A 14,793-nucleotide genomic window follows, 5' to 3' on the forward strand; every position below is an offset into this window, starting at 1 on the left:
CATGCCCGATCCCTATCAAGCCGAGAGCGCTTTCCTGGCGGCCCTGGACGACGACTGGGCGCGCCACATCGCCGCCATCGGCCCGTGCCTGCATCAGCCTCATGCGGCTCGCGATCCGTATGAGTCGCTGGTGCAGGCGATTGCCTACCAGCAACTGCACGCCAAGGCCGGTGATGCGATTGTCGGCCGGTTGCTGGCGCTGTTTCCATCGGTGAGCTTTCCACGGCCCGAGCAGATTCTGGCGACAGGGTTCGATCAATTGCGCAGTTGCGGGTTCTCGGCAGGCAAAATCGCGACCATTCAAGGGATTGCCCAAGCGACCCTGGACGGCGTGGTGCCGGATTACGCCACGGCATTGGCGATGGAAGATGAGGACCTGATCTCGCGACTGGTGACCTTGCGCGGCGTCGGGCGCTGGACGGTTGAGATGTTGTTGATCTACAGCCTCGAACGGCCGGACATTTTGCCGGCCGATGACTTTGGCGTGCGTGAGGGGTATCGGCGGCTGAAGGGGCTGGAAGTACAACCAACACGCAAGCAGATGGTCGAGATCGGGCTGGCGTGGAGCCCATACCGGACGGTGGCGGCTTGGTATTTGTGGCGGGTGCCCAACAAATAAACCGCGTTATCGTTCATCGCGGGCAAGCCCGCTCCCACAGGGGATTTGTGAACCTCAAAGATCCAGTGTGGGAGCGGGCTTGCTCGCGAAGGGGCCGGCAAACTCACCCCATCAGTCAGGGCCAATCACAACCCGGATTTCAACCGGCTGAACGCCCGAATCAACGCCCGATTAAACGCCTTCCCATTATCATTCTTGCTGTACAACGAGGCCTTCACCTGCGCCGTCGGATACGTCCCCGGATCATTGCGAATCGCCGGATCAATCAGGCCATCCGCCGCCGTAATCGCATTGGCGTAATGAATGGTGTCGGTAATCGGCGCAATCACCTCCGGCGTCATCAAGTAATCCATCAATGCCAGCCCGGCCTCAGGATGCGGTGCATCTTTTTTGGGAATGACCATCGCGTCAAACCAGATCAACGCGCCTTCCTTGGGGATCCGGTAACTCAACTTGAATGGCTTGTTCGCAGCCGTTGCCTGCCCGGCAGCGATGGCCACGTTGCCGTTCCACGACATCGCCACGCAGGTGTTGCCATTGGCCAGATCGCTGATGTTCAGGTCATTGTCGAAGTAGCGAATGTACGGCCGGATCTTCGCCAATTGCTGCTCGGCGAGCTTCAGGTCATCCAGGTTCTGACGGTTGATGTCCAGGCCCATGTACTTCATGACCGCCGCAAACACTTCGTTGGGATCGTTGAGCAGGCTGACCCCGCAATCGGCAAATTTCGACACCACCGCCGGGTCGAACAGCATCGCCCAACTGTCCGTTGGTGCGTGCGGTAAACGCTGTTCTACGGCCTGTTCCTGATAGCCGACGCCGGTGGTGCCCCACGCATAGATACCGGCGTAGCGATTGCCGGGATCAAACACCGCCATGTGTTCGCGGAATTCGTCGCCGACACCTTGAAAATGCGGTATTTGCTGGTGGTCCAGCGTCTGGATCGCGCCACTCTGGATCGCCCGCGATAAGTGCTGCCCCGCCGTTAGCACCAGGTCATAACCGCTGCGTCCGGTCAGCAGTTTGGTTTCGACGGTTTCCAGTGAATCAAAGTGATCAGCGACCACATGGATACCGGTTTTCGCCTCGAAATTCTTTAACGTATCCGGGGCCAGGTACTCGCCCCAGATATACAGGTTGACCACCGGTCTGGTGGTGTCGGCGGCCTGCACACAGGGTGCAAGCACCAGCGTTAACGCTTGAGTCAGTTTGTGCAGGCCCATGTTCAAACGTCCTTTTTGTTGCGGGCAGGCGCCGCGTATTGCGGCATGGTGATGCACGCGACATTGCCGCCGCCGAGGAGGATTTCCCGGGAGTTTTCGATACCGACAATTGTGTGAGTCGGGAACAGTTCGGCCAGCGTTGCCAGCGCCGCCTGATCGTGACGGTCACCGAACAACGGCACCACGATCGACGTATTGCCGGCGTAGTAGTTGATATACGACGCGCATATCTGCGTCCCGGCCTGACGCGTATGCGTGCTGTCTTGCTGATCCAGCCCTTCGGCTTCTTCAGCGGTCCATTGCAGTACATCCGGTTGCGGCAGTTTATGCACGATCAGCTCGCGACCACGGCTGTCACGGGTGCTGCGCAGGATGTCGTAGGCCTCCTGATAGATTTCCCACTGGGGGTCATCGCGGTTGTCGGTCCATTGCAGCACCACTTCACCGGGTCGCACGGAAGCAGGCGAGATCGTCGACGTGGCCGTCGGTTTCGTCGAACTTGCAACCGCGCGGCAGCCAAATGACTTGCTCGGCGCCGAGGTAATCGGTCAGTCGGCGCGTGACCTCTTCCTTGCCCAAATGCTGATTGCGGTTGCGGTTTAGCAGGCATTGCTCGGTGGTGAGGATGCTGCCTTGGCCGTCGCTTTGAATGCCACCCAACTCGGCAATCAACGGTGCGCGGTAGCGGTCGAAACGTTCGATTTCGAGAATCTTGCTGGCGATCTGATCGTCCTTGTCCCACGGGTAGTACAAACCTCCGTCAAGGCCACCATAAGCGTTGAACTCAAAGTCGACGCCGCGCACTTCACCGCTGTGGTCGTTGACCACAAAGCACGGGCCACTGTCGCGGAACCAGGTGTCGTTGCAGGTCATTTCCACCACCCGCACTTGAGGGGGGAAGCTGGCGGCGGGCGGTGGCGAATTGGGCGGCGGAGGGCACACACGGTCACCGGTTCGCTGTGCGAGATGGCGGTGACGATTTGCACCCAGACTTTCTGCGCAGGCTTGGCGCCGTTGCGCCAGACGTCGGTGCGCTCCGGCCAGCCGAGCCAGCAGCCGGACTTGGCTTCGAATTCGCCTGGCAGGCGGAAGCCGTCTTGTTTGGGGGTGGAGTCGAGCAAACGTGCCATGTTCAAACCTCATCAACGGGGATTGGAATGACCACAGGCTAAGGTCGCTGGCGCCTTGCTCGCCAACGATGATTATTTCGGAACACTTGAATACAACTCATCAATCGATCAGTTGATCGTTGAACCATTCCAGCATCTGCGCCACTGCGGGGCGCTCCAACCGCACCCGCTCGCACACCAGCGCGTATTGGCCGAGCGCCGTCATGCTGGACGTGAACGGCCGCACCAGACGCCCGCTGAGCAAGTCCTCCTGAGCCGTCAGGTTGTCGCCCATGGCCACGCCCTGCCCTTGGGCCGCTGCTTCCAGTGCCAGGCCCGCGTGGGCGAAATACAACTGCCGTTCGGGGCGTTGATCCCCGGCATGGCTGGTCAGCCAGGCGGTCCAGGTCTTGCCGTCCTGATCGTCGTGCAACAGGCAATGGCGCGCCAGATCCTTGGGCGTTTTCAATGTGCCCTGATTGAACAGGCCGGGGCTGCACACCGGAAAGAACTGCAATGCCGGCAATGGCCGGACGAAGTACGCGCTGCTGTCCACCGGGCCCGTGCCATAGGTGATCGCCAGGTCGATGTCTTCCCCGGGTGCCGTCGCATCAATGGGTTGTTCATAGAGGTGCAAGGTGATGTGCGGATAGCGCGCGTAAAAATCCGTGAGGCGGCTCATCAACCATTTTTGTGCCAGCTCGGCGGTCACCGCCAATCGCAACACCGCCAGTGATGACGGATCGCGCAGTTCGTCGCAGGCATCGCCGATCAATTCGAAGGCCTGCTGCCAGCTCTGCATCAAGCGCCCGGCGGCCATCGTCGGGCGAATCTGGCGACCTTCACGCACAAACAGCGACACGCCCAGCTGTTCTTCCAACTGGCGAATCTGGTGACTGACAGCGCTGTCGGTGACACACAACTCCGCCGCCGCCCGGCCAAAATGCGCGTGACGGGCAGCACATTCGAAGGTTCGCAGTGCTGCCAGAGAAGGTAGTCGTCGCATGAGTCAGCCCCGGTGATGGAGGCGCCCATGCTGCCTTGGCCGTGAGTGGGCGTCCAGCAGGACCGCGTTATCGTTCATCGCGGGCAAGCCCGGCTCCTACAGGCGTTCACAACACCCTGTAGGGAGCCGAGCTGCTCGCGATAGCGGCGGCCCATTCACCACAAATCCACCGCCCCATCACCCTCCCTTATCCATCATGACTTCCCTCCATCCCAGGCGCATGTTGGTGTCTCAACCGGAGGGATTCGCCATGCTCGAAGCACTGAAACAGATCAACTCAACCTCAGCCTTCAACCGCTGGGCCGATTTCGAAGTGACCCATGCCGCCAGCGGCGAAGCCGAACTGACCATGGCTTTTCGCGACACCGATATGGCGCAATATGCAGGCTTCCTGCACGCTGGCCTGATTGGCGCGCTGCTCGACACGGCGTGCGGCTTTGCTGCCGGCACGGTCGCCGGCAACGTGCTGGCGTCGCACTTTTCGGTCAACTGCCTGGCGCCTGCAATCGGTGAAGCGTTCGTCGTTCGGGGTCGGGTGGTAAAGGCTGGCAAGAAACAGGTGTTCGCCCGCGCCGAGCTGTTTGCACAAACCGGCGATCAACTGAAACTGGTAGCGACCGGCGATGCGATTCTGGTGCCGGTCTAGGCTGTCTGGATAAACCCCAGACCGGTCGGAGGTTGCCATGCAGCTCGAAGGCTCCTGTCATTGCGGCGCGGTGTCGTTCAGTTTGGACAGCGCCCACCCCTACCCTTATCAGCGTTGCTACTGCTCGATCTGCCGCAAGACACAGGGCGGTGGCGGGTATGCGATCAACCTCGGCGGCGATGCCGCAAGCCGCAAGTTTACACGGGCGAAAGCACATCGCGATTTACCATGCGCGGCTCAAGAATGACGGCGACAAACGCGCCCACAGCAGCAGCGCCGAGCGGCATTTCTGCTCACTGTGCGGGAGTGGTTTGTGGCTGTTCAGCCCTGAGTGGCCGGAGCTGATCCACCCGTTCGCGTCCGCCATCGACACTCCGTTGCCGGTGCCACCGGAGCACACGCACCTGATGCTCGGCTCGAAAGCACCGTGGGTGGAGGTCGAGGCGCACCCTGGCGATCAGCAATTCGACGTTTATCCCGAAGAATCCATCGCCGACTGGCACGAGCGCCTTGGGTTGACTCGCGAGGACGTTTAACGGTCTGTGTCAGGCCGCTGCGGGCACACCGCTGTGGAAACGGAATTCCACGTCTGGCGACTCGATCAGTTCCTGCTCGGCGGCGCGGACCTTGTCGATCACCTGGGCGATATCCTTGGCATCGCCGTACTGATAGGCCAGTTTCAGGTAACCCTGAAAATGCCGGGCCTCGCTTTCAGCAGCCCGAAGTAGAACTTGCCCAGTTCTTCGTCCAGGTGCGGCACCAGTGCCTCGAAACGCTCGCAGCTACGGGCCTCGATAAACGCGCCGACCACCAGGGTGTCCACCAGTTTGACCGGTTCGTGGCTACGCACCACTTTGCGCAAACCCGAGGCGTATCGCCCGGCAGACAGTTGGCGCAGCTCGATCTTGCGCTTTTTCATCAGGCGCATGACCTGCTCGTGGTGCACCAGTTCTTCCCAGGCCAGGCGCGACATCAGGTTGATCAGGTCGACGTGGGAGTGATACTTGGCAATCAGGCTCAGCGCGGTGCTGGCGGCGCTTGAATTCGCAGTTCTTGTGGTCGATCAGCAGGGTTTCCTGATCGGCCAGTGCGGCCTGAACCCAGCCGTCGGGGTACGGCAGCCAAGGAACTCGTGAATTTCGGGAAGGATCATGAGGCTCACGGATAAGTGGTTCAAATCGAAGGGCGCCGATTATACCGGCCTGCCCGCAGACCACCAGCGGCCAACCATTGATATGCATCAAGTCGCCGGATGCCGGGCAGCAACTATAGTTGTGCAACGCCGTGCTTTTTTCTTCAGGAGATCCCGATCATGCAAGCCATTCGCAGCATTCTGGTGGTCATAGAACCCGAACACTCGGAGAGCCTGGCGCTCAAACGGGCCAAATTGATTGCCGGTGTGACTCAGGCGCACTTGCACCTGCTGGTCGGCGACCCCAAGCATGATCACAGCGGCATGCTGGGCGTGCTCAAGGCGGCCTTGCTGGCGGACGGTTACAGCGTCACCACCGAACAGGCCTGGCATAAGAGCCTGCACGAAACCATCGTCGAGGTGCAGCAAGCTGAAGGCTGCGGGCTGGTGGTCAAGCAGCACTTCCCGGACAGCCAGCTGAAAAAGGCACTGCTGACCCCGGATGACTGGAAGTTGCTTCGCGCGTGCCCTACCCCCGTGCTGCTGGTAAAAACCGCCGGTTCCTGGAAAGACAAAGTGATTCTGGCGGCCGTCGATGTCGGCAATACCGACCCTGAACACCGCCACCTGCACAACACCATCATCGATCATGGCTATGACATCGCCGGCCTGGCCAAGGCGCACCTACACGTCGTCAGCGCTCATCCGTCGCCGATGTTGTCCGCCGCCGATCCCACGTTGCAGCTCAGCGAAACCATCGAGGCGCGCTATCGCGAGCAGTGCCGGGCGTTCCAGGCAGAGTTCGACATCGACGACTCGCACCTGCACATCGAAGAAGGCCCGGCAGACGTTTTGATACCGTTCATGGCGCACAAGCTGCAGGCGGCTGTGACCGTGATTGGCACCGTGGCGCGCAGCGGACTGTCAGGGGCATTGATCGGCAATACGGCTGAAGTGGTGCTGGATTCGGTGGAGAGTGACGTGCTGGTGCTCAAGCCACAGGAACTTGAGGATCATCTGGACGAAATTGCGGACAAGCATTGAAATCTGTGGCGTCTTGTCGGACGCCATCGCGGGCAAGCCCGCTCCCACATTGGTCTTGCGAACGACTCAGATCCCCTGTGGGAGCGGGCTTGCCCGCGATGCTCAGGCGCCGAAGGCGTCTTTCAGGAAACCCGGCGCGATGTACCGCTGGTAATGCGCCTCGGACAGCAAAAAGAATTCCCGATCAATGGCATCGCGCAATTCCGGCAGGTTCCAGTCGCGGAATTCCGGCATCAACACCATCCCGTAAGCCTCCAGGTTGTTGATCACCCGCGCCCCTCGGGCAATCAATTGATACGCCCAGCAATACTCTGACTGATGCGGCACAAAACGAGATCTTGCGTTGCTCCAGCTGCAAACGCAGGCGCTGAGGTCGAACACCTCCAGCTTGCTGGCCATCACTTGGGACAGCAATTGTTCAAGTCGAAGCCATACGGCGCGCTTCTCCTCCTCGTTGTAGCCATTCCAGTTGATCACTTCATGGTGGAAACGCTTACAGCCACGGCACACCAAATCACCGTAAACAGTGGAGCAAAGGCCGACGCATGGCGTCTTGATAGTCTGATTGGGCATAGAGGTAGGCAAAACACGGGAAAACTGACAGGTCCGCATGTTGGCCCTTTGTCTAACATTCATCACCCCTCAAAATTCGAGGGCTAACTTACCTTTAATTTTTTTTGCCGTAGAATCAGCCAGCCTTTTAAGGCGCCAATGTCCGTTTGAAGCTGTTTTCAAAGCGTCACGAGCACAGTCGTTCCTTCAGAGCGGTGTTGGCGAAGGGTTTTCCAGCGGGGAAAAGTCCAACGCCAACCCTCATCAGCTCCGTTCTGCAGGCGTAAAACTTTGAAAGCAGCTTCTGTAAGGAATTGTCGGTAATTCTGGCTAAGTGGCCCACAACGCCACGCAGCGCATGAGTACGGCAATTTCGGGATGAGCGTCCCGGACACCCATTTGGGACCACTGATGAGGGTAATAACTGTGCCTGAAGCCTACCGCAAACATATCGAAGAGCGTGCAGCACTGGGTATCGTTCCCCAGCCGCTTAACGCCGAACAAACTGCAGGCCTGATCGAGCTGCTGAAGAATCCTCCGGCTGGCGAAGAAGCTTTCCTCGTTGACCTGATCACCAATCGCGTTCCACCTGGCGTGGACGAAGCAGCCTATGTCAAGGCCGGCTTCCTGTCCGCCCTCGCCAAAGGCGAAGCCAAATCCCCCCTGATCGACAAGAAGCGCGCTGTTGAACTGCTCGGCACCATGCAGGGCGGCTACAACATCGTGACCCTGGTCAACCTGCTGGACGACGCCGAACTGGCACCAGTAGCCGCCGAAGAACTCAAGCACACCCTGCTGATGTTCGATGCCTTCCACGACGTCGCTGAGCGCGCCAAGAACGGTAACGTTCACGCTAAAGGCGTGCTGCAGTCCTGGGCTGACGGCGAGTGGTTCAAGAACCGCCCGACCCTGGCCGACAAGATCAGCCTGCGCGTGTTCAAGGTCACCGGCGAAACCAACACCGACGACCTGTCCCCAGCTCCGGATGCCTGGTCCCGTCCAGACATCCCGCTGCACGCCCTGGCCATGCTGAAAATGGCCCGCGACGGCATCGTCCCTGACGCCCAAGGCGTTACCGGCCCGATGAAGCAGATCGAAGAAATGCGCGGTCAAGGCTTCCCGATCGCCTACGTCGGTGACGTGGTCGGTACCGGTTCCTCGCGTAAATCGGCGACCAACTCCGTACTGTGGTTCTTCGGCGACGACGTTCCTTACGTGCCGAACAAGCGTGCTGGCGGTTTCTGCTTCGGCAGCAAAATCGCTCCGATCTTCTACAACACCATGGAAGACGCCGGCGCACTGCCAATCGAATTCGACGTGTCGAACATGCACATGGGCGACGTGATCGACCTGTACCCGCATGCGGGCAAAGTCTGCAAGCACGGCACCGACGAAGTCCTGACCACCTTCGAAATGAAGACCCCGGTGCTGTTGGACGAAGTTCGTGCTGGCGGCCGTATTCCGCTGATCATCGGCCGTGGCCTGACCGACAAGGCTCGCGCCGAACTGGGTCTGCCAGCGTTCGACCTGTTCAAACTGCCGGAAGCCCCGGCTGAAAGCACCAAGGGTTACACCCTGGCGCAGAAAATGGTCGGCAAGGCCTGCGGCGTAGCCGGTGTGCGTCCCTGGCACCTACTGCGAACCGAAGATGACCACCGTAGGTTCTCAGGACACCACCGGTCCAATGACCCGTGACGAACTGAAAGACCTGGCGTGCCTGGGCTTCTCGGCTGATCTGGTGATGCAGTCGTTCTGCCACACCGCGGCGTATCCAAAGCCGATCGACGTGACCACCCACCACACCCTGCCTGACTTCATCATGACCCGTGGCGGCGTTTCGCTGCGTCCGGGCGACGGCATCATCCACTCGTGGCTGAACCGCATGCTGCTGCCAGACACCGTCGGTACCGGTGGTGACTCGCACACCCGTTTCCCGATGGGCATCTCGTTCCCGGCCGGTTCCGGTCTGGTCGCGTTCGCCGCTGCCACCGGCGTCATGCCGCTGGACATGCCGGAATCGATCCTGGTGCGCTTCAAAGGCAAGATGCAACCGGGCGTCACCCTGCGTGACCTGGTTCACGCCATTCCTTACTTCGCGATCCAGGCTGGCCTGCTGACCGTCGAGAAGAAAGGCAAGAAGAACGCTTTCTCCGGTCGCATCCTGGAAATCGAAGGCCTGGACAACCTGAGCATCGAACAGGCTTTCGAACTGTCCGACGCCTCGGCCGAACGTTCGGCTGCCGGTTGCACCATCAAGCTGTCGAAAGAGTCGATCACCGAATACCTGAGCTCCAACATCACCCTGCTGCGCTGGATGATCGGCGAAGGCTACGGTGACGTGCGTACCCTGGAGCGTCGTGCTCAAGCGATGGAAGCCTGGATCGCCAACCCTGAGTTGATGGTTGCCGATGCTGACGCCGAATACGCTGAAATCATCGAAATCGATCTGGCCGACATCAAAGAGCCTGTGCTCTGCGCGCCAAACGATCCGGACGACGCCCGTCTGCTGTCCAGCGTTGCTGGCGAGAAGATCGACGAAGTGTTCATCGGTTCGTGCATGACCAACATTGGTCACTTCCGCGCTGCCGGCAAGTTGCTGGATCAGGTCAAGGGTCAGCTGCCAACCCGTCTGTGGCTGTCGCCGCCGACCAAAATGGACGCTCACCAGCTGACCGAGGAAGGCTACTACGGCATCTACGGCAAGGCCGGCGCACGCATGGAAATGCCAGGTTGCTCGCTGTGCATGGGTAACCAGGCCCGCGTTGAGCCGAACTCCACTGTAGTGTCGACCTCGACCCGTAACTTCCCGAACCGTCTGGGTGACGGCGCGAACGTCTACCTGGCTTCGGCTGAGCTGGCGTCTGTTGCTTCCATCCTGGGTCGCCTGCCGACCGTCGAGGAGTACATGGAATACGCGGGCAAGATCGACAGCATGGCGGCCGATGTCTACCGCTACCTGTCCTTCGACCAGATCGCCGAGTTCCGTGAAGTCGCTGCGAACGCCAAGATCCCGGTCGTTCAAGCGTAACGTTACAACGCCATAGAAAACGCCGCCCTTCGTGAGAGGGGCGGCGTTTTTTATGCCTGCTGAATAGGCATGCACAACCACAAACCCTGTGGGAGCGGGCTTGCTCGCGAAGGCGGTGTGTCAGCCGGCAACATTGTTGAATGATCCACCGCTTTCGCGAGCAAGCCCGCTCCCACAGGTTATGTGTTGGTCTTGAGGGCTTGTTGTACCGCGCCATCTACGCTCAAGCCGCTGAGGATGACTCCGTTAGCCTGCACTTCGGGCAATGCCGCCAACGCTACCTGAGCAGAGTCCTTGAGCCGTGCCAGCACCAGCTGCTTGCCTTCGTGATGCACCCGCACAAAAAATTCCTGCAACGCCTCAATGCTGGTGCCATCCAGATCGGGCGATTCCTCAAGGCTGAGAATGACCGAGTGAATCGGCGCCTCAGAATGGCGGATCAACCGCAACGTACTCCCCAAAACACGCTCGACGTTGGCAAAGAACAACGCTTCACCCGGTCGAACAATCAACACCCCTGGCACCGTTTGCGCCGTCGGATGGCGTTGCAGGTCGACAAAGTCGTGACCGCCGTCAATCCGCCCCAGGACCTGAATGTCGGCCGCCGACAGTTGCTTGAGCATCAGCACCACACTGATCGCCACCGCCAGCAGTAAACCGTCCAGCACACCCAACACCAGCACGGCGGCCACCGCGCAGATCACCAGCACACGGTCACGTCGCCAAATGAAGTACCGCCCCAACGGTTGCAGGCTCAAGCCTCGGGCCAGGGCATGGATGACGATGGCGGCTAAAATCGGCTCCGGCGTCAGGGCAATGTAAGGCAACACCGTCAAAACGATCAGCAACACCACCAGCGCCGCCACGCCACCGGCGAGTCGCGACGTGGCGCCCGCCGCTTCATTGGCCGACGTCGCCGAATACCCTGCCCCCGCCGGCATGCCATGAAACAACCCGGACAACAGATTGGACGCACCCAACGCGAGCAGATCGCGGTTCGATGAAATACGGTCGCCGTGCTTGAGCGCGTAGGCACTGATCGAGCCGTATGACTCCGCGTACAGGATCATCACCATGGCAACGGCCAGCTCCCCCAGGCGCAACCAGTCACTGAAGGGCAATATCGGTAATTGGGGCACTTCCAGGCTCAGATCGATCACGCCAATCAACTTCACGCCATACGCCGGCAGGTTCAGCCATTGACCGGCCACAATACCAATCACCACGACCAGTAAGCCGCCCGGCAAACGACGCAGCCGCCCGAACAGCGTCAACAAGGCCAATGCCACCGCCGCGACACCCGCCGCCGCCCAGTTCCACTGCGGTAGTTGTTCCAGCAATTGCGGTAGAAACCGGACCAGGTTGGCGTCGCTCAAATGCACACCGACCACACTGGCCACTTGTTTGAGGATGATGGTCAACGCCAGACCAAAGGCAAAGCCGCGCAGCACCGGTTTGGCAATGAACGACGTCACGCTGCCGAGTTTGAACAGCCCGGCCAGCAGGAAGAACACGCCGGTCATCAGCACCAGTCCAATGGCCAGAGTCGAGCGCAAATGCGGATCGCCGTTGGCCAGCGTCGCGGTCGCAGCGGCCAGCACCGCTGCCGACGAAGACGTCGCAGAGACAATGGCGAAGCGGCTGGTGCCTAACAGTCCATAGCACAGCAAACCGGCAAACAAGGCGATCACCCCGGCCTGAGGCGCCACGGCCGCAATACTTGAATAGGCGACCGCTTCGGGCAACAACAGGCCAGCAATAGACAACCCGGCCAGCAAGTCTTGCCAGCGGTTGGGTTGTCCGGTGGGATTTCGGGGAGAGGCGCTCGACAATCCAATGTCTCCAGGCGAAAAAAACCGCTGCGCGCATCACGCGCAGCGGCCACTGTAGCTGTCAATCTCGGCGCTGCGCGAGCAGCCCGAACGATCACGCGGTCAGCGAGTAAATCAGCGCCGTAATGGCCACCAGGCCCACCGCAGTGACGAAGACGTTGGACGCCTGCCCGCGATAACGCGCCATCGCCGGCACCTTGCGGATCGCGTACATCGGCATCAGGAACAGAATCGCCGCGATGACCGGGCCACCCAGGGTTTCGATCATGCCCAGAATACTCGGGTTCAGCGTGGCAACGATCCAGCACACCACCAGCATGAACGCCGCGGTCATGCGGTCCAGGGTCTTGGCGCCCGGACGCTTGCCGCTTTTGACGATCAGGCCTTTGAGGCCTTCGCTGGCACCGATGTAATGACCCAGGAACGACTTGGAAATGGCCACGAAGGCAATCAACGGCGCCGCGAAGGCGATGGTCGGGTTGCTGAAGTGGTTGGCCAGGTACGACAAGATCGACAGGTTCTGCGCTTTGGCTTCAGCCAGTTGCGCCGGCGACAAGGTCAGCACGCAACTGAAGACGAAGAACAGCACCATCACCACCATCAGCAGGTGGGCGCGGGACAGGATCTGCGAGCTGCGCTCTTCGGCGTGTTCGCCGTAACGGCGCTTCTGATCGACCGCAAACGCCGAGATGATCGGCGAGTGGTTGAACGAGAACACCATCACCGGAATCGCCAGCCACAAGGTGTGCAGCAGCGCCGACGGTTCAGGCAACGTGCTGGCGGTGGACAGAATGCCGCCGTTCCAGTGTGGAATCAGGTACACCCCCAAAAACAGCAGTGCGACGATGAACGGGTAGACCATCAGGCTCATGGCCTTGACGATCAGTTGCTCACCGCAACGCACCACCGCCAGCAGGCCGAGGATCAGCACCAGCGACAGCACCGCGCGCGGTGGCGGCATGATGTGAAGTTGATGCTCAGAGGAAACTGCCCACAGTGTTGGTCAGCGCCACGCTGTAGATCAGCAAGATCGGGAAGATCGCAAAGAAGTACAGCAAAGTGATCAGCGCACCGGCCTTGATACCGAAGTGCTCTTCCACCACTTCGGTGATGTCGGCGCCTTCGCGTCCGGACAGCACGAAGCGGGTCAGGCCGCGGTGTGCGTAGAAGGTCATGGGGAACGCCAGTACCGCCAGAACCAGCAACGGCCAAAAGCCGCCCAGCCCTGCGTTGATCGGCAGAAACAACGTGCCCGCCCCGATGGCCGTGCCAAACAGGCCGAGCATCCAGGTGGTGTCATGGCGATTCCAGCTCGAAAGCGTTGCTGGTGTCGCCGCTACATAGCGTTTGTCGACGCTATTGGCCTGATCATTCATCCGGTGGGATCTCCGCATTCCGGTCAGTTGCTACCCGGTCAGGACGAGTCGGAAAAATCCGACAGGCAGCGCCCTGGCCGAAACAGGGGCGCGATTGTCCGGGATTAATCAACAGAAGCAAAGACTTAGCTGAGGAATGGTTGTGCGGATCAGTGTTCAGGAGGCTATACAGGAGCAAACAGGGCTGTGGGCCGATACGATCGTTTCTGCTACCAACCGTGTAGCACTCGGTAACATCCAGCCCTGTTGCGGTGCGTCTTTTCCCTGACGTACGGGCCTGCGCCCCACGCTGCAAGGCGCAACCCACCATGGCGTAGTTTGTGCATCCAATCGCATTCCACTCCTGTCTGAAACCGCCATGCGCCCCAAGGAACTGAAACTCTGGACCACCGGTGTCGCCCACCTGCTTGACCTGCCTGCAGGGCATGCGCGGTTATCGGCGTTAAGCCATTGGTTGCGCCAGGTGTGTCCGGTCGATCATTTCGTCCTGTTCGTCTACGAAGGCAATCACCGACCCTTGGCGCTGTTCGACACCTTTGCCGCCGACAAGCGTGCGGTGTATGTCGATGACTACCAGTGCGGTCCGTATCTGCTCGATCCGTTCTACCTCGCCTGCACCCGCGGACAAGCGGCGGGACTGTGGCGCTTGCGCCAGTTCGCGCCCGACCACTTCTACCTCGGCGAGTACTACCTGACTTATTACCAGCAGACCGGCCTGGCCGAAGAAATGGCTTTTTTTGTCGAGCTCGGCGACGGCGCCATGGCCGTTCTATCGCTGATGCGCTCCTCGGCCAGTTGCGCGTTCAGTCGTGACGAAATGCAGTTGATCGAATGCGCACAGGCCGTCGTCGAACAAGTCGTCAACGAAGCCTGGCGCTTGCGTCAGGCGCAACAGCCGCGCCCGGTACAAGACCTCGACTTCAAGATCCGCGAAGCGTTCGATCAGTTCGGTGCGCACATCCTTACTTGCCGCGAACAGGAAGTGGTGCAGTTGCTGCTGCGCGGTCACTCCAGTGCCTCGGTGGCCGAGCAACTGAGCATCAGTCCCGGCACGGTGAAGATTCACCGCAAGAACATCTACGCCAAGCTCGGCATCGGCAGCCAGTCCGAGTTGCTCGGGCTGTTTATCCGCGATCTCACCGGCCAGGAACTGCTCGCCGAAGCCTGACACCTGAAAACGACTCTATCCCCAAGGGATATATACAGCGCAAAACCGCGATTGCTAG

The 14,793-nt window shown here is 60.2% G+C and carries 7 protein-coding genes and 6 pseudogenes; 6 read left to right on the forward strand and 7 right to left on the reverse strand.

Annotated elements, in window-relative coordinates; genetic code table 11:
- The first annotated feature begins 1 nt into the window (after position 1).
- Positions 2-619, forward strand: a complete 618-nt coding sequence (locus tag AB4N76_RS00630) for a DNA-3-methyladenine glycosylase family protein (protein WP_460163971.1) — start codon at positions 2-4, stop codon at positions 617-619.
- Between the two features lie 125 nt (positions 620-744).
- Here the strand turns inward: AB4N76_RS00630 and AB4N76_RS00635 are convergent, their stop codons facing one another.
- From AB4N76_RS00635 to AB4N76_RS00645, 3 genes and pseudogenes are all read right to left on the reverse strand, one after another.
- Positions 745-1,842: an extracellular solute-binding protein gene (locus tag AB4N76_RS00635; protein ID WP_460163972.1), complete on the reverse strand. Its 1,098-nt coding sequence runs from the start codon at positions 1,840-1,842 to the stop codon at positions 745-747.
- 2 nt (positions 1,843-1,844) lie between these two features.
- Positions 1,845-2,972 (reverse strand): annotated as a pseudogene (gene aguA, locus AB4N76_RS00640) (agmatine deiminase).
- 100 nt (positions 2,973-3,072) lie between these two features.
- Complete coding sequence (locus AB4N76_RS00645; protein ID WP_460163973.1) at positions 3,073-3,957, reverse strand: LysR substrate-binding domain-containing protein; 885 nt, start codon at positions 3,955-3,957, stop codon at positions 3,073-3,075.
- Positions 3,958-4,207: 250 nt separating this feature from the next.
- On the opposite strand from AB4N76_RS00645, the gene AB4N76_RS00650 reads away from it, so the two are divergent.
- Together AB4N76_RS00650 and AB4N76_RS00655 are read left to right on the forward strand one after the other, a co-directional pair.
- The gene (locus AB4N76_RS00650) at positions 4,208-4,603 is read left to right on the forward strand and encodes a PaaI family thioesterase (protein ID WP_460163974.1); all 396 of its coding nucleotides are present in this window, start codon (positions 4,208-4,210) and stop codon (positions 4,601-4,603) included.
- 37 nt (positions 4,604-4,640) lie between these two features.
- Positions 4,641-5,139: pseudogene (locus tag AB4N76_RS00655) on the forward strand (GFA family protein).
- 9 nt (positions 5,140-5,148) lie between these two features.
- Here AB4N76_RS00655 and AB4N76_RS00660 read toward each other — a convergent pair.
- Positions 5,149-5,756, reverse strand: a pseudogene (locus AB4N76_RS00660) (MiaE family protein).
- Between the two features lie 159 nt (positions 5,757-5,915).
- Here AB4N76_RS00660 and AB4N76_RS00665 point away from each other — a divergent pair.
- Entirely contained in the window at positions 5,916-6,779 is an 864-nt protein-coding gene (locus tag AB4N76_RS00665; protein ID WP_460163975.1) for a universal stress protein, read from the forward strand.
- Between the two features lie 102 nt (positions 6,780-6,881).
- Here AB4N76_RS00665 and AB4N76_RS00670 read toward each other — a convergent pair.
- Positions 6,882-7,352 (reverse strand): annotated as a pseudogene (locus tag AB4N76_RS00670) (DUF1289 domain-containing protein).
- Between the two features lie 405 nt (positions 7,353-7,757).
- Here AB4N76_RS00670 and acnB point away from each other — a divergent pair.
- Positions 7,758-10,359, forward strand: a pseudogene (gene acnB / locus AB4N76_RS00675) (bifunctional aconitate hydratase 2/2-methylisocitrate dehydratase).
- Positions 10,360-10,538: 179 nt separating this feature from the next.
- Here the strand turns inward: acnB and AB4N76_RS00680 are convergent.
- Both AB4N76_RS00680 and AB4N76_RS00685 read right to left on the reverse strand, forming a co-directional pair.
- Complete coding sequence (locus AB4N76_RS00680) at positions 10,539-12,191, reverse strand: SulP family inorganic anion transporter (RefSeq protein WP_460163976.1); 1,653 nt, start codon at positions 12,189-12,191, stop codon at positions 10,539-10,541.
- Between the two features lie 94 nt (positions 12,192-12,285).
- Positions 12,286-13,567 (reverse strand): annotated as a pseudogene (locus tag AB4N76_RS00685) (serine/threonine transporter).
- 358 nt (positions 13,568-13,925) lie between these two features.
- On the opposite strand from AB4N76_RS00685, the gene AB4N76_RS00690 reads away from it, so the two are divergent.
- A complete protein-coding gene (locus AB4N76_RS00690) occupies positions 13,926-14,735 on the forward strand; it encodes a response regulator transcription factor (RefSeq protein ID WP_460163977.1) in 810 nt (269 codons plus the stop codon).
- Positions 14,736-14,793: the final 58 nt, after the last annotated feature.

Source organism: Pseudomonas sp. S2_F03 (assembly GCF_054668335.1).

What these genes read in the sequence shown, in the direction of transcription:
- AB4N76_RS00630 (WP_460163971.1), top strand. Translation starts at nt 2, where the DNA reads ATGCCCGATCCCTATCAAGCCGAGAGCGCTTTCCTGGCGGCCCTGGAC.
- AB4N76_RS00635 (WP_460163972.1), bottom strand. Translation starts at nt 1,842, where the DNA reads ATGGGCCTGCACAAACTGACTCAAGCGTTAACGCTGGTGCTTGCACCC.
- AB4N76_RS00645 (WP_460163973.1), bottom strand. Translation starts at nt 3,957, where the DNA reads ATGCGACGACTACCTTCTCTGGCAGCACTGCGAACCTTCGAATGTGCT.
- AB4N76_RS00650 (WP_460163974.1), top strand. Translation starts at nt 4,208, where the DNA reads ATGCTCGAAGCACTGAAACAGATCAACTCAACCTCAGCCTTCAACCGC.
- AB4N76_RS00665 (WP_460163975.1), top strand. Translation starts at nt 5,916, where the DNA reads ATGCAAGCCATTCGCAGCATTCTGGTGGTCATAGAACCCGAACACTCG.
- AB4N76_RS00690 (WP_460163977.1), top strand. Translation starts at nt 13,926, where the DNA reads ATGCGCCCCAAGGAACTGAAACTCTGGACCACCGGTGTCGCCCACCTG.